The sequence below is a fragment of the Streptomyces sp. NPDC057302 genome (assembly GCF_042667685.1).
Lineage (GTDB): Bacteria > Actinomycetota > Actinomycetes > Streptomycetales > Streptomycetaceae > Streptomyces.
In genome coordinates this window covers 36,767-52,021 of the sequence record NZ_JBHUZJ010000050.1, presented here as the reverse complement: position 1 = coordinate 52,021, position 15,255 = coordinate 36,767, and the positions used below count along the sequence as shown (strand labels likewise).

General features: G+C 71.1%; 12 protein-coding genes. 5 read left to right on the top strand and 7 right to left on the bottom strand.

Features of this window, described 5'->3' with window-relative positions; genetic code table 11:
- Positions 1-129 precede the first annotated feature (129 nt).
- The 5 genes from ACFUPX_RS29105 to ACFUPX_RS29085 form a co-directional block, all read right to left on the bottom strand.
- A complete protein-coding gene (locus ACFUPX_RS29105; RefSeq protein ID WP_383328998.1) occupies positions 130-1,167 on the bottom strand; it encodes an ABC transporter substrate-binding protein in 1,038 nt (345 codons plus the stop codon).
- A 173-nt stretch (positions 1,168-1,340) separates the two neighbouring features.
- Positions 1,341-2,495 (bottom strand): acyl-CoA dehydrogenase family protein, encoded by a 1,155-nt coding sequence (locus tag ACFUPX_RS29100; protein WP_383328995.1) that lies wholly within the window; start codon positions 2,493-2,495, stop codon positions 1,341-1,343.
- Positions 2,496-2,501: 6 nt separating this feature from the next.
- On the bottom strand, positions 2,502-3,476 hold the full coding sequence (locus ACFUPX_RS29095; protein ID WP_383328992.1) for a hydroxymethylglutaryl-CoA lyase: 975 nt from the start codon (positions 3,474-3,476) through the stop codon (positions 2,502-2,504).
- A complete protein-coding gene (locus ACFUPX_RS29090; protein WP_383328989.1) occupies positions 3,473-5,455 on the bottom strand; it encodes a biotin carboxylase N-terminal domain-containing protein in 1,983 nt (660 codons plus the stop codon). The genes ACFUPX_RS29095 and ACFUPX_RS29090 overlap by 4 nt, the downstream gene beginning before the upstream one ends.
- A gap of 35 nt (positions 5,456-5,490) precedes the next feature.
- Positions 5,491-7,107, bottom strand: a complete 1,617-nt coding sequence (locus tag ACFUPX_RS29085) for a carboxyl transferase domain-containing protein (protein WP_383328986.1) — start codon at positions 7,105-7,107, stop codon at positions 5,491-5,493.
- 87 nt (positions 7,108-7,194) lie between these two features.
- On the opposite strand from ACFUPX_RS29085, the gene ACFUPX_RS29080 reads away from it, so the two are divergent.
- The 4 genes from ACFUPX_RS29080 to ACFUPX_RS29065 all read left to right on the top strand — a co-directional run bounded on the left by ACFUPX_RS29080 (position 7,195) and on the right by ACFUPX_RS29065 (position 11,039).
- Positions 7,195-7,785, top strand: a complete 591-nt coding sequence (locus tag ACFUPX_RS29080) for a TetR/AcrR family transcriptional regulator (protein WP_383328983.1) — start codon at positions 7,195-7,197, stop codon at positions 7,783-7,785.
- Between the two features lie 117 nt (positions 7,786-7,902).
- Positions 7,903-9,060, top strand: a complete 1,158-nt coding sequence (locus ACFUPX_RS29075; protein WP_383328980.1) for an acyl-CoA dehydrogenase family protein — start codon at positions 7,903-7,905, stop codon at positions 9,058-9,060.
- A gap of 55 nt (positions 9,061-9,115) precedes the next feature.
- Entirely contained in the window at positions 9,116-9,985 is an 870-nt protein-coding gene (locus ACFUPX_RS29070) for an acyl-CoA thioesterase (protein WP_383328977.1), read from the top strand.
- Positions 9,986-10,040: 55 nt separating this feature from the next.
- Positions 10,041-11,039, top strand: a complete 999-nt coding sequence (locus ACFUPX_RS29065; protein ID WP_383328974.1) for a cation diffusion facilitator family transporter — start codon at positions 10,041-10,043, stop codon at positions 11,037-11,039.
- Here ACFUPX_RS29065 and ACFUPX_RS29060 read toward each other — a convergent pair whose 3' ends face one another.
- Positions 11,040-11,828: a phosphatase gene (locus ACFUPX_RS29060; protein WP_383328971.1), complete on the bottom strand. Its 789-nt coding sequence runs from the start codon at positions 11,826-11,828 to the stop codon at positions 11,040-11,042. It lies immediately after the preceding gene.
- Positions 11,829-12,006: 178 nt separating this feature from the next.
- Positions 12,007-13,536: a PucR family transcriptional regulator gene (locus ACFUPX_RS29055; RefSeq protein ID WP_383328968.1), complete on the bottom strand. Its 1,530-nt coding sequence runs from the start codon at positions 13,534-13,536 to the stop codon at positions 12,007-12,009.
- A 173-nt stretch (positions 13,537-13,709) separates the two neighbouring features.
- Here ACFUPX_RS29055 and ACFUPX_RS29050 point away from each other — a divergent pair, with 173 nt between their 5' ends.
- On the top strand, positions 13,710-15,176 hold the full coding sequence (locus ACFUPX_RS29050) for a sodium:solute symporter (RefSeq protein ID WP_383328965.1): 1,467 nt from the start codon (positions 13,710-13,712) through the stop codon (positions 15,174-15,176).
- Positions 15,177-15,255 lie beyond the last annotated feature (79 nt).

Below are 15,255 nucleotides of genomic sequence, written 5' to 3'. Positions count from 1 at the left end.
TAAGCCTAACCTAACTCCCTCTCGGGTTAAACCCAGGGGGTCCCTCTGGTCACCAGGAGGCACAAAAACGGAACAGCCCTCTCCGGAATGCGGAGAGGGCTGTCGCGCGGGGCCTTCGAAGGGGCAGGGTCAGCTGACCTTCTTGGCCTTCTCGATCGCGTCGGCGAGGTCCTCGAGGATCGGGGCGCACTTGTCGTACGAGTAGATCGGCTCGGTGACGCGGGGGATGACCTGACCGGCCTTGACCGCGGGCAGCTTCGCCCAGGTCGGCTTCTCGATGTCCGCGGGCTGGATGGTGGCCGTGCGGTTGTCCATCATGATCACGTCGGCGGCGTGCTTGTTGACGTTCTCCCAGCTCAGGTTCTCGAACCAGCCGCCGCTCGCCTTCTTGGCGGCCTCGGACGGCTCGACGAAGTTCACGCCGAGGGACTTGAAGTACTCCAGGTCGGCGGAGAGGTTCGTCCCGGAGACGTAGAAGATGTCCTGACTCGCCGAGCCGACGAGGACCTTGATGTCCTTGTTCGCCTTGGCGACCTTGCGCAGGCGCTCGGCGGCGGCCTCGAAGCGCTTCTTCGCCTTGACGACCTTGTCGGCCTTCACGTCCGCGCCGAGCGACTCGGCGAGGGCGAGCAGGCGCTGGAGGGGCTGGGTCATCTGGCGGTCGTAGACGCTGATGCCGACGCTCGGGGCGAGCTTGAGGATCTTGTCCTTGCTCTCCTCGGGGACGGACCACAGGGTGCCCGCGGTGTCGAACATCGTGGAGACGAGGAGGTCGGGGGCGAGGCCCGCGTACTTCTCGATGTTGAACTTGCCCCATTCGTTGCCGAGGATCGTCAGCTTGCTGACGTCCATGTCGCCGGCCTGGACGTCGGGCTTGCCGTCCTTGGTCTTCGTCGGGCCGAAGACGCCCTTGACCTCGACTCCGTAGTCGAAGAGCGCGGCGGCGACGCCGGTGAAGGCGACGATGTTCTTCGGGGTCGCGTCCCGCTTGGCGGTCGTGCCGCGGTCGTCCTTGAAGCTCCAGGGGCCGGAGTCCCCGGCGTCCGCCTTGCCCGAGCCGCTCTTCTTCTCGTCACCGCAGGCTGCCAGCAGGGCCGTGAGGCCGAGGGCGCCGCCGGCGGCGAGGATGCCGCGGCGGGAGGGCTGAGGGAAGCGGGCGTGGGACATATGAGGGTCTCTGCTTTCGTGAGGACGGCGGCGCGGTGGGGCCACTGGCCGGAACCAGCGCTTAGGTTAACCTAACCTAATGTGAAGTCCAGCGGCCCCTGGCGTCCAGCGGCCCGGCTTCCAGTGGCCCCGCGGTCGCCTTCCCCGGTGCGCCGGTCGTTATCCCACGTCGGCTATCCCGCGAATCCCAGCTCCCTGGCGATCAGCATGCGCTGCACCTCGCTGGTGCCCTCGCCGATCTCCAGGATCTTGGAGTCCCGCCACATGCGGGCCACGGGATACTCGTTCATGAAGCCGTACCCGCCGTGGATCTGCGTGGCCTCGCGGGCGTTGTCGACGGCGACCGTGGAGGAGTAGAGCTTCGCGATCGCCGCCTCCTTCTTGAAGGGCTCGCCGCCGACCAGGCGCGACGCCGCGTCCCGCCAGCCGACCCGGGCCATGTGCGCCCGCGTCTCCATGTCGGCGATCTTGAACTGGATCGCCTGGTTCGCCCCGATCGGCTTCCCGAAGGCGTGCCGCTCCTTGGCGTACTTCACGGACTCGTCCACGCAGCCCTGCGCGAGGCCCGTCGCAAGGGCGGAGATGGCGACCCGGCCCTCGTCGAGGATCCGCAGGAACTGGGCGTAGCCGCGCCCCTCCTCGCCGAGGAGGTTCGCCGCCGGGACCCGCACGTCCGAGAAGGCCAGTTCACGGGTGTCCGACGCGTTCCACCCGACCTTCGAGTACGGCTCCCCGACCGTGAACCCGGGTGTCCCCGACGGCACGATGATCGAGGAGATGAGCGGACGGCCGTCCGCCTTGCGGCCGGTGACGGCGGTGACCGTGACCAGGCCCGTGATGTCCGTGCCCGAGTTCGTGATGAAGCACTTGGAGCCGTTGATCACCCACTCGTCGCCGTCCCGCACCGCGGTCGTGCGGGTGCCGCCCGCGTCCGAGCCGCCGTCCGGCTCCGTCAGGCCGAAGGCGCCCAGGAGTTCACCGGAGCAGAGCCGGGGCAGCCACTCCCGCTTCTGCTCGTCCGTGCCGAAGAGGTGGATCGGCATGGCGCCCAGCGATACGCCCGCCTCCAGGGTGATCGCCACCGAGGAGTCGACCCGCGCCAGCTCTTCGAGCGCGATGCCGAGGGCGAGATAGTCGCCGCCCATGCCGCCGTACTCCTCGGGGAAGGGCAGGCCGAACAGGCCCATGCGGCCCATCTCACGCACGATCTCGTACGGGAACTCGTGGCGCTCGTACAGATCGCCGATCTTCGGGGCGACCACGTCGTGCGCGAACGCCTCGACCGTGCGGCGGAGTTCCTCGTGTTCGGGGGAGAGACGGTGGTCCATCGTTCTTCACTGCTCCTGGTGGGAGGTGCCGGTCAGGGCACGGACGGTGCGGGACGGGCTGGGTCGGCCCAGTTGTTCGGCCATCCACGCGCTGGTGGCGGTGAGCCGGCCGAGATCGACGCCGGTCTCGATACCGAGGCCGTCGAGCATCCATACGAGGTCTTCGGTGGCCAGATTGCCGGTGGCGCTCTTCGCGTACGGGCAGCCGCCGAGGCCGCCCGCCGACGCGTCGACCGTGCGCACGCCGTGCTGGAGGGCGGCGAGGGTGTTCGAGAGCGCCTGGCCGTACGTGTCGTGGAAGTGCACGCCGATGCGGTCCGTCGGCACGCCCTCTTCGTTCAACTCGGCGAGCAGGGCCTGGACATGGCCCGGTGTGGCCACGCCGATCGTGTCGCCGAGGCTCAGCTCCTCGCAGCCCATGTCCAGGAGCGCCTTCGCGACGCGGACGACCTGGGCGATGGGCACGGGGCCCTCCCACGGGTCGCCGAAGCACATGGACAGGTAGCCCCGCACATGCATCTTCTGCTCACGCGCGCGGGCCACCACCGGCTCCGACATCGCGAGGGCCTCGTCCATCGTGCGGTTCAGATTGGCCTTGGCGAAGGACTCCGTGGCGCTGACGAAGACGGCGATGCCGCGGGCGCCGAGCGCAAGGGCCCGGTCCAGGCCGCGGTCGTTCGGCACCAGGACGGGGAGCTTGGCCGCCCCGCTGTCCTGGAGGTCCCGCACGAGGGGGAACAGCTGCTCGGAGTCGGCCAGTTGGGGCACCCACTTGGGGTGCACGAAGCTGGTCGCCTCGACGGTGGTGAGGCCCGCGGCGGCGAGGCGGTGGATGAACTCCGCCTTGATCTCCGTGGGGACGGCCGTCTTCTCGTTCTGCAGGCCGTCCCGCGCGCCCACTTCGTAGATACGGACGCGGGGCGGGAGATCCTGGGCGGGGACGGCCATGGGGAGGCCGCCGGGCCGTGCGTCGGTGGTCATTTCTTGTCCCCCTCCGTGTCGTCGGCGTCGCCCGTGTCGTCCGCGTCGTCCGCCGCGTCGGGGATCACCACGGCCAGGATCTGGTCCATGGCGACGGTCGAGCCCGCCGTGACGTCGAGTTCGCTGACGGTGCCCGCGTGCGGGGCGGAGATGACGTGCTCCATCTTCATGGCCTCGACCACGAGGAGGCTCTGCCCCTCGGCCACCCGGTCGCCGGTGGAGACCTTGACGACCGTGACCGTGCCGGGCATGGGGGCGGTGAGCGCGTCGGCCCCGCTGTGGGCGGTGCCGGTGAGGCTCGCCTCCACGGGGTCGTGGTCCTGGACGTGCCAGGCGTCGCCGTCCCTGCCGAGCCAGTCGGCGGCGTGGTGGAAGGTGTGGGTGAGGCCGTCCACGTGGACCGTGACGCGGCCGGGCTCCACGGTGCGCGGGCCCTCGCCCGCGACGTGCGCGACGGGCTCCTGTCCCGGTACGCGGAAGTGGTGCGTCAGCGGGGCCGGGGTGCCGCCGAGGCGCCAGCCCTTGGGCACCGAGAACGGGTCGCGCCAGCCCTCGCCGGTGGGTTCGAGGGCGGTGGTGCGGAGTGCTGCCGCGGCTTCGTACACCGCGTCGGGCACGCCTTCGGGGACGAGGCCTTCCGCCTCGCGCTCCACCAGGCCGGTGTCCAACTCCCCGGAGACCACCGCGGGGTGGGCGAGGAGCCGCCGCAGGAAGCCCGCGTTGGTCGGCACGCCCAGGGTGACCGTCTCCGCGAGGGCCGCCCGCAGCTTGCGCAGTGCGGTCGGGCGGTCGGGGCCGTACGCGATGACCTTCGACAGCATCGGGTCGTACAGACTCCCGACCTCCGTGCCCTCGCTCAGGCCGGAGTCGGTCCGCACGCCGTCGCCCTGCGGCTCGTGCAGGGCGAGGACGATCCCGCCCGACGGCAGGAAGCCGCGGGCGGGGTCTTCGGCGCAGACACGGGCCTCGATCGCGTGGCCCGTGAGCGTGATGTCCTGCTGCCCGTAAGGGAGTTCCTCACCGGCGGCGACCCGCAGTTGCCACTCCACCAGGTCGATGCCGGTGATGAGCTCCGTGACCGGGTGCTCCACCTGGAGCCGGGTGTTCATCTCCATGAAGTAGTACGAAGCCGGGTCCTTGCCCGGCACGATGAACTCCACCGTGCCCGCCCCCGCATATCCGCAGGAGCGCGCCGCCTGGACCGCCGCCTCGCCCATCGACGCGCGCGTGGCCTCGTCGAGCAGGACGCTGGGAGCCTCCTCGATGATCTTCTGGTGGCGGCGCTGGAGCGAGCACTCGCGCTCGCCGAGGTGGATCACCTGGCCGTGGCCGTCCGCGAGGACCTGGATCTCGATGTGCCGGGGGCGGTCGATCCACCGCTCCACGAGCAGCGTGTCGTCACCGAAGGAGGACCGCGCCTCGCGTCGCGCGGCGGCGATCTCGTCCGCTAGTAGCGCCGCGTCCCGCACGAGCCGCATGCCCTTGCCGCCGCCGCCCGCCGACGGCTTGAGCAGCACCGGCATGCCGATCTCCCGGGCGGCGTCGGCCAGTTGGGCGTCGGTCAGGCCACTGCCGGAGGAGCCGGGGACGACCGGGACCCCGGCCGCCTCGACCGTCTCCTTGGCGCGGATCTTGTCGCCCATCAGGTCGATCGCCGAAGCGGGCGGCCCGATGAAGACCAGGCCCGCCTCCGTACAGGCCCGAGCGAACTCCGCGTTCTCCGCCAGGAAGCCGTACCCCGGGTGGACCGCCTGGGCGCCGCTGCGGGCCGCCGCGCCCAGCAGCCGCTCGGCCGAGAGATAGCTCTCGGCGGCCGGCGCGGGGCCCAGGCGCACGGCGGTGTCCGCCTCGCGCACGTGCCGGGCGTCCGCGTCCGCGTCGCTGAACACGGCGACCGAGCGCACGCCCAGCGCCCGCAGCGTCCGGATCACGCGGACCGCGATCTCGCCTCGGTTGGCGACCAGCACGGTGTCGAACATCGTCCCTCTCCTGCTGAAGTCAGTCATCGTCCGCCTCACATCCGGAAGACGCCGAAGCCGGGCTCACCCAGCGGGGCCTCGGCGCACGCGGTCAGGGCGAGGCCGAGGACCTGCCGGGTCTCCATGGGGTCGATCACGCCGTCGTCCCACAGCCGCGCGGTGGCGTAGTAGGCGTTGCCCTGCGCTTCGTACTGGGAGCGGACCGGGTCCTTGAAGGCCTGCTCGTCCTCCTGCGACCACTCCTCGCCCCGCGCCTCCAACTGGTCGCGCTTGACGGTCGCGAGGACCGACGCGGCCTGCTCGCCGCCCATCACGGAGATCTTGGCGTTCGGCCACATCCACAGGAAGCGGGGAGAGTAGGCACGGCCGCACATCGAGTAGTTCCCGGCGCCGTACGAACCGCCGACCACGACCGTCAGCTTCGGCACGCGCGTGCAGGCCACCGCCGTCACCATCTTGGCGCCGTGCTTGGCGATGCCGCCCGCCTCGTAGTCCCGGCCGACCATGAATCCGGAGATGTTCTGGAGGAAGACCAGCGGGATGCCGCGCTGGTCGCACAGCTCGATGAAGTGGGCGCCCTTCTGGGCGGACTCGGAGAACAGGATGCCGTTGTTCGCGATGATGCCGACCGGGTGGCCGTGGATGTGTGCGAAGCCCGTCACCAGCGTCTGGCCGTACTCCGCCTTGAACTCGGCGAAGCGCGAGCCGTCGGCCACGCGCGCGATGACCTCGCGGACGTCATAGGGGGTGCGGGAGTCCGTCGGCACCGCTCCGTAGAGCCCGAGGGGGTCGACCTTGGGCTCCTCGACCGGGCGGACCGACCAGGGCAGTTCGCCGCGCTCGGGGAGCGTGGAGACGATCGTGCGCACGATCCGCAGCGCGTGCGCGTCGTCCTCGGCGAGGTGGTCCGTCACCCCGGAGGTGCGGGAGTGGACCTCGCCGCCGCCCAGCTCCTCGGCGGTGACGACCTCGCCGGTCGCGGCCTTCACCAGGGGCGGGCCGCCGAGGAAGATCGTCCCCTGATTGCGGACGATCACCGCCTCGTCGCTCATCGCGGGCACGTACGCCCCGCCGGCCGTGCACGAGCCGAGCACCGCCGCGATCTGCGGGATGCCCGCCCCGGACATTCGCGCCTGGTTGTAGAAGATCCGCCCGAAGTGCTCGCGGTCCGGGAAGACGTCGTCCTGCATGGGCAGGAAGGCGCCGCCCGAGTCCACCAGGTACAGGCAGGGGAGGCGGTTCTCCAGCGCGACCTCCTGGGCGCGCAGATGCTTCTTCACCGTCATCGGGTAGTACGTGCCGCCCTTGACGGTGGCGTCGTTGGCGACGATGACGCACGTACGTCCGGAGACCCTGCCGATTCCGGCGATGACTCCGGCGGCCGGGGCGTCCCCGCCGTAGAGACCGTCGGCCGCGAGCGGCGCCAGCTCCAGGAAGGGCGATCCGGGGTCGAGCAGGGTGTCCACGCGGTCGCGGGGCAGCAGCTTGCCGCGCGCGACATGGCGGGCGCGGGCCCGCTCGCCACCGCCGAGCCTGGCCGCCGCGAGCTTGGCCCGCAGGTCGTCGACGAGGGCGGTGTGCGCCGCCTCGTTCGTCCGCCATGCTTCGGACGCGGGATCAGCCGCGCTCGTCAGCACTGGTGCCTGCACCATCAGTCGAGCCCCCTTGCTCGGTTAATGAGCGTTAACGCATTGCGTTCAGGTTAACGAGCGCTAACCGCTCTGTCTAGAATTGATTCCATGGCCACCAGAACCGACGCCCCCACCCGTCGCGAGCAGATCCTCAGGGAAGCCGCCCGGCTCTTCGCGGAGCGCGGCTTCCACGGCGTAGGAGTGGACGAGATAGGGGCGGCCGTCGGCATCAGCGGCCCCGGCCTCTACCGCCACTTCCCCGGCAAGGACGCGATGCTCGCCGAGCTCCTCGTGGGCATCAGCGGACAGCTCCTGACCGGCGGCAAGCGGTGTGTGGCCGACGTGGACGGACCGCCGGAGCGGGTGCTCGACGCGCTCATCGAGGGGCACATCGACTTCGCCCTGGACGACCGCTCCCTGATCACCCTGCACGACCGCGAGCTCGACCGGCTGCGGGACACCGACCGCAAGCTGGTGCGCCAGCTCCAGCGGCAGTACGTGGAGATCTGGGTCGACGTCGTGCGCAAGGTCTATCCGGACCTCGCCGAGAACGCGGCCCGGGTGTCCGTGCACGCGGTCTTCGGGCTGCTCAACTCCACGCCCCACCTGAGCCGGCGCGACGCGCTGCCGAGCCGCACCGCCATGGCGGAGCTGCTGCACAGCCTCGCGCGCGGGGCGTTCGCGGCGACGGCGGCGTGACGGGAGCGACAGGACTTCTCTATGGACGGTCCGGTGACCGACGGGTAACGTTTGTCTGAGCAAGCGCTTAGTCGTGTGCGCTTGGCCGAGCCTGGTGCCGTATCGAAGGAGTTCCCCGTGCGCCGTACCGTTTTCAATGAGGACCACGAGGCGTTCCGGGAGACCCTTCGCGCCTTCATCGAGGCCGAGGTCGTCCCGGTCCACGACGAGTGGTTCGCCGCGGGTCAGGTGCCGCGCGAGTTCTACTACAAGCTCGCCGAGCTCGGCCTCTTCGGCATCAGCGTCCCCGAGGAGTTCGGCGGCGCGGGCATGGAGTCGCACAAGTTCGAGGCCATCCAGTACGAGGAGACGGCCCGCGCGGGCGTCAGCTTCGGCGGCTCCGGCGTGCACGTGCTGCTCGCCCTTCCGTACATCAAGGCGCTCGGCACGGACGAGCAGAAGAAGCGCTACCTGGAGAAGTTCGTCTCCGCCGAGGAGATGTGGGCCCTGGCGATGACCGAGCCGGGCACCGGCTCCGACCTCGCGGGCATGAAGACCACGGCCAAGCTCTCCGAGGACGGCACGCACTACGTACTCAACGGCTCCAAGACCTTCATCACCGGCGGTGTGCACGCCGACCGCGTGATCGTCTGCGCCCGTACCTCCGCGCCCACCGCCGAGGACCGCCGCTTCGGCATCTCCCTCTTCGCCGTGGACACCAAGTCCGAGGGCTACTCCATCGGCCGCAAGCTCGACAAGCTCGGCCTGAAGACCTCCGACACCGCCGAGCTCGCGTTCGTCGACGTCAAGGTCCCCGTCGAGGACCTCCTCGGCGAGGAGAACAAGGGCTTCTACTACCTCGGAAGCAACCTCCCCTCCGAGCGCTGGGGCATCGCCTACGGCGCGTACGCGCAGGCCAAGGCCGCCGTCCGGTTCGCCAAGGAGTACGTCCAGGACCGTACGGTCTTCGGCAAGACGGTCGCCTCCTTCCAGAACACCAAGTTCGAGCTCGCCGCCTGCCAGGCCGAGGTGGACGCCGCGGAGGCCGTCGCCGACCGCGCCCTCGAAGCCCTGGACGCGGGCGAGCTGACCGCGGCCGAGGCCGCGTCCGCGAAGCTCTTCAACACCGAGGTCGCGCACCGCGTCATCGACAAGTGCCTCCAGCTGCACGGCGGCTACGGCTTCATGAACGAGTACCCCATCGCCCGCCTGTACGCGGACAACCGCGTCAACCGCATCTACGGCGGCACCAGCGAGGTCATGAAGATGATCATCGCCAAGAACATGGGCCTGTAGGACAGCAGCAGGCAAGGACATGGTCCCGTAAAGACCGCCCTGTAGAACTGGATCCATGAACAAGGCACTTGAGTCGCTCCTTGATCTGCTCGACCTCGAGCAGATCGAGGAGGACATATTCCGGGGCGTGAGCCGCTCGGCGCTCGTCCCGCGCGTCTTCGGCGGCCAGGTGGCCGCCCAGGCGCTGGTGGCGGCCGGCCGCACCGTTCCCGCCGACCGGCCCGCCCACTCCCTGCACGCGTACTTCCTGCGTGCGGGCGACCCCGGCGCGCCGATCGTCTACACCGTCGACCGGATCCGCGACGGCCGCTCCTTCACCACGCGCCGGGTCGTCGCCGTCCAGCACGGGCAGCCGATATTCCACCTCTCCGCGTCCTTCCAGACGGACGAGGAGGGCCTGGAGCACCAGACGGGGATGCCGTCCGCCCCGGACCCGGAGACGCTGCCGACCGCCGCCGAGATGCTGCCGCGCCACCTGCCCGCGCACGTCGCCGACCGCCTGATCGAGGCCCGCGCGGCCGTCGACCTGCGCTACGTGGACGCACCGCCCTGGGCCACCGTCGGCCGGCCGCGCGAACCGCGCTCCCAGGTGTGGTTCCGCACGAACGGCAAGCTCGACGGCGGCATCGACGCCTCCCTGCTGCACGTCTGCCTCGCCACGTACGTCTCCGACATGACGCTGCTCGACTCGGTGCTGCTCGCGCACGGCAGGGGCGGCTGGGCCGTCGGCGACGTCGTCGGCGCCTCGCTCGACCACGCCATGTGGTTCCACCGCCCCTTCAGGGCCGACGAATGGCTCCTGTACGACCAGGAGTCGCCCTCGGCCTCCGGCGGACGCGGCCTCGGCCAGGCGCGGATCTGGACCCAGGACGGGCAGCTCGCGGTGACGGTGATTCAGGAAGGCGTCGTTCGCGTTCCCCGGTGACCGACCACTGACCGACGTTTCGCGTTCCCCGGTGATCGGACATACCGTCCGATACATGAGTGAGCAGGTCGACAGCAGCAGGACCGAGCCGCCCGAACCGCCCGAGGGCGGCGGCGAGAGCACCTTCACCGTCATCGTCGCCGCCGTCGCCAACCTCGGCATCGCCGTCGCCAAGGCCGTCGCCGGTGTCATCAGCGGGTCGAGCGCGATGCTCTCCGAAGCGGCCCACTCGCTGGCCGACACCGTCACCGAGCTGCTGCTCCTCACCGCCCTGAAACGCAGCGAGAAGCCCGCCGACGAGGAGCATCCGCTCGGCTACGGTCCCGAGCGCTACATCTGGGCGATGCTCGCGGCCGTCGCCACCTTCGTCGGCGGCGCCGTCTTCTCGATCTACGACGGCATCCACACGCTGGTGGCGGGCGAGGAGCTCGGCGACCCGCTCATCTCGTACATCGTGCTCGCCGTCGCCTTCCTCCTGGAGGGCTATTCGCTGCGCACCGGCGTCAAACAGGCCCGCGGCGAGGCGGCGCGCTTCGGGGCGTCGTTCGGGCGCTATCTGCGCCACACGCCCGACACCGCGGTGAAGGCCGTCGTCCTGGAGGACTCCGCCGCCCTCGCGGGCCTCGTGCTCGCCGCGGGCGGACTGCTCGGCGGACAGCTCACCGGGTCCGGCGTGTGGGACGGCGTGGCCTCGCTCTGCATCGGCGTACTTCTTCTGTACGTCGCCTGGGTGCTCGGCCGCAGCAACGCCCAGCTGCTCATCGGCAGGCCGTTGCCGAAGCCGATGCGCGAGGAGATCCGCCGCGTGCTGCTCGCCTCCGAGCACATCGAGGCCGTGCTCGAACTGACGACACTGCTCCAGGGGCCGCGCGAGGCGCTGGTCGCCGCCAAGATCGACTTCCGGGACGCCTCGACGGCGGCGCAGATCGAGTGGGCCTGCGAACAGGCCGAGCGGCGGCTGCGGGAGCGCTTTCCCGGCGTACGACGGGTCTACCTGGACCCCACGCCGGGGTACTCCCAGCAGCGCGCGGAAGGGCTCAACCCGTGGCCGTGACTACGCCCCCGGCGTGAGTCCCGCGGCGTCCAGCAGGTAGGCCGTCATCGGGTCGTAGAAGCGCGGGCTCGTGACGTGGTCGTCCAGCGGGATCGTCACCTGGAGGGTGCCCTCGGCCTCGCCGATGAACAGCGCCGGGTCGTTGCAGTCCGCGTACCCGACGGAGTCGATGCCGCGCTGGCCCGCCCGTCCGGCCCACCCGTGGTCCGCGACGACCAGGTCGGGCAGCGGGCGGCCCGCGCGCTCCAGGCCGTCCAGGATCGCGTTCATCGGCTCGGGGGAGTGGGTGTGCCACAGCGTCGCGCCGCGCTCCAGCATCGCCACGTCCGCGAACTGGAAGACCATGCCCTCGTCGGCGGTGAGGCCCTCGGGGATGACGACGATCTCGCAGCCCGCCGCGCGCAGGGCGGCCGCGGTCGCGCGGTGCACGTCGAGCAGGCCCCCGGGGTGGCCGGTGGCGAAAAGGACCCTCTCCTTGCCTGCCGCCGCCTTGCGCAGGCGCGCCGCCATCCGCTCCAGGGCGTCGACCGTCAGCTCCGGGTCGATGGTGTCCTGCCCGTGCCGGAAATCGGTGTCGTCGATCACGCCGCACCGCTCGGCCATCACCGCGAGGACGTCCTGCTCGTCGGTCCAGCGGTCGCCGAGCTCCAGGCCGAGCCAGTAGTGGCGGTCGCCGTTCGCGAGCTTGCGGTAATGACTGAGGTTGTTCTCGCGGGGTGTGGCGACATCGCCCGCGATGCGGGTGCGGACTAGGTGGTCGACGAGCGCGGCACGGCTGGGTATCGGCATGGACCCATTGTGCCGTCGGTAACCGGCTGGTGGCGGGCAGTCCCGCACCCTGGACTGTGAGGTGCGCTGCGTTTGGCCCGCGCGGGGGAGGAGCGGGGGAGGGCTGCTTCTTCGCCCGCGGGCCACTGGTGGCTCGCCCCCGGGCCGCTGGTTGCTGGGCGCGCGGCCCCCGCGCCCCTTACGGCGCCCGGTTGAGCGCGAACCACAGCTCCATGCGTACATCCGGGTCGTCCAGGTCCGCCCCCAGGAGCGCCCCGCACCGCGTGACGCGCTGTCTGACGGTGTTGCGGTGGACTCCCAGAGCCGTTGCCGTGCGGTCCCAGTTGCCGTGCAGGGAGAGCCAGGTGCGCAGGGTCCGCGTGAGCGCCTCGCTGCCGCCGAGCGGGGCGAGCAGCACGCGCGCGTGGGCCGCGGCCTCCGCGGGCGCCACCAGAGCGGCGATGCCCGCCTCGCGGTGCCGCACGAGCGGCGTACGGGTGGCCTCGGCGCGGCGCAGGGCGCGGTCCGCCTGGGCGTCGGCGGCGGGCAGGTCGCCGGGGGAGGCGGGGGCGGAGACGCCGAGGGTCCAGCCGGGCTGCCCGGCGACCTCGCGCCCCCCGGGGAGCAGGAGCCGTACGAGGTCCCGCCCCGCGTCCGCGTCGACCAGGGCGCTGCCCAGCGCCGCCGCCAGCGCGGAGGCGGCGACGGAGTGGGCCACCGGGTCGTCACCGGCATCCCCGCGCGCGTGCACCACGGTCCACTCGTCGGCCCCCAGGAGAGGCGCGACATCGCCGGGGGCCGAGCCCAGGAGCAGCCGCACCAGCGCGGCCGACCGCACGGCGTCGGCGGCACCCTGGTGCTTGCCGGTCAGGAGCGAGAGCAGGACGACGGCGACCCCGGTGATGGTGTGGTCCCCGGGGTCGCGCTGCTCGGCGGCGACCCCGAGCGCGAACCCCTGCCCGCCGCCGAGCGCGTACGCGGCGAGGTGGGCGCCGCCCACGGAGTCGGTGGCGGAGGAAGGGGTGGGGCCGGGCCGTCCCTCCGGACGCACGACCGCGGAGAGGCCACGCACCGCCTGCCGCACCCCCGCTCCCGGAGCCGTCCCCGCCGTATGGAGCACCGCGCCGTCCGGTGCGTAGAGCGCCGCCCAGCCGCCCAGGCGCGCCGCTAGCTGCCGCAGGACCGCGGGCACCGGGTCCGGGCGCGCGGCGGCCGTGGCGAGGCCCTGCTGGGCCTCCGTGACCCGGCGCAGCTCCGCGTGCCTGGTCTCGGCCACCAGCTGCCACACCGCGCGGGCGACCCCGCTGAACGTCGTGCGGGGCGGCACCTCCAGGAGCGGAAGGCCGTAGTGGTCGCAGGCCGTCACCAGGGCGCGCGGCACCGTGTCGTGCACGGGCGCCACGCCGAAGCCGAGGGCCGATCCCCCCGCCTGGACGATCCGCGCCACGTAATCGTCCAGATAGCCGCCCGCGCCCACCGGGTCGGTGATGTGCACGCCCGCCGTCAGCAGCAGTTCGCCGCCCAGGAGGTAGGGATACGGGTCCGCCATCTCCGAGGTGTGCACCCACTGGACGGCCGCCCCGCTCTCCCCGGCGTCGGGGCCCGCGATCTGGCGCAGGCCCAGGTCCTCCCGGGCCAGGAGCGCGGTGAGCGGGACCGGCGGAGTCGGGGGCGGTGCGGAGGGGGCTGGCGGGGTGACGGGGTCCGGCACGGTGGATGTTCCATCCATATCGATCACGGGAAGTGGATGAAACGTACACTTCAGCGTTGCTTTCCGGCCACCTAAGGTCGTGCCGACCCCAGGCCGCGGGTACGGGCGGATGTCCCCACGGCCAGTCGTTGCCACCCCCCCCACCCCCATCTGCACGACACGCCACCGAGGTGCGCGAAGGAGGGCCCCCTATGGCCGTCGACTACACAGTGATCGTCGTCTATCTCGCCGGCATGCTCGCCATGGGCTGGTGGGGCATGCGCCGCGCCAAGTCCAAGAGCGAGTTCCTGGTCGCCGGACGCCGCCTCGGACCGTGGATGTACTCCGGGACGATGGCGGCCATCGTCCTCGGCGGCGCGTCCACCATCGGCGGCGTCGGCCTCGGGTACCAGTACGGCCTCTCCGGCGCCTGGATGGTCTTCACGATCGGCCTCGGCCTGCTCGCCCTGAGCGTCTTCTTCTCGGCGCGCATCGCCCGCCTGAAGGTCTACACCGTCTCCGAGATGCTCGACCTGCGCTACGGCGGACGCGCGGGCATCATCTCCGGGGTCGTCATGTGGTCGTACACGCTGATGCTCGCGGTCACCTCGACCATCGCGTACGCCACGATCTTCGACGTCATCTTCGACATGAACCGCACCCTGGCGATCATCCTGGGCGGCTCGATCGTCGTCGTGTACTCGACGCTCGGCGGCATGTGGTCCATCACGCTCACCGACATGGTGCAGTTCGTGGTGAAGACCATCGGCGTGCTGCTCCTGCTGCTGCCCATCGCGGTCGTCAAGGCCGGTGGCTTCAGCGAGATGAAGGCCAAGCTGCCCACGGAGTACTTCGACCCGCTGGGCATCGGCGGCGAGACGATCTTCACGTACGTCCTGATCTACACGTTCGGCATGCTCATCGGGCAGGACATCTGGCAGCGCGTCTTCACCGCGCGCAGCGACAAGGTCGCCCGCTACGGAGGCACCGTCGCCGGTACGTACTGCCTCGTCTACGCCATCGCGGGCGCCGTCATCGGCACGGCCGCCAAGGTCATGTACCCGAAGCTGCCGAGCGCCGACGCGGCCTTCGCGACCATGGTCAAGGACGAACTGCCCATGGGCGTACGGGGCCTGGTCCTTGCCGCGGCGCTCGCCGCCGTGATGTCCACGTCCTCCGGAGCGCTCATCGCCTGCGCGACCGTGGCCAACAACGACATCTGGTCGCGGCTGCGGGGCGCCGTCGCCCCCAAGGCGGAGGGTGAGGCGCACGACGAGGTGAAGGGCAACCGCCTCTTCATCCTGATCATGGGCATCGCCGTCGTCTGCATCGCCATCGCCCTCAACGACGTGGTCCAGGCGCTGACCGTCGCCTACAACCTGCTCGTCGCCGGTCTCCTCGTGCCGATCCTCGGCGGGCTGCTGTGGAAGCGCGGCACCGCCGAGGGCGCGCTCGCGGCCATCGTCGCCGGTGGGCTCTCCGTCATCGGGCTCATGTGGGGATACGGAATCCTCGCCAACGAGCCCATCTACTACGGCCTGTTGATCTCGCTCGGCGTGTACGTCGCCGTCTCCCTCGCCACGAAGCCGACGGACGCCCAGGTCCTGGCGGCCTGGCGCGAGCGGCTCGCGGGCCGGGGGTCCCAAGAAGCGGAACCGGAATCCCCGGTGGCCGTCTAGTCCTGCGCGCGGCCCACTGCCGACGTCACTGTCAGTGGGCCGCGCGACACTTGTCCCAGCAGCACAGCAGCACTCGTAC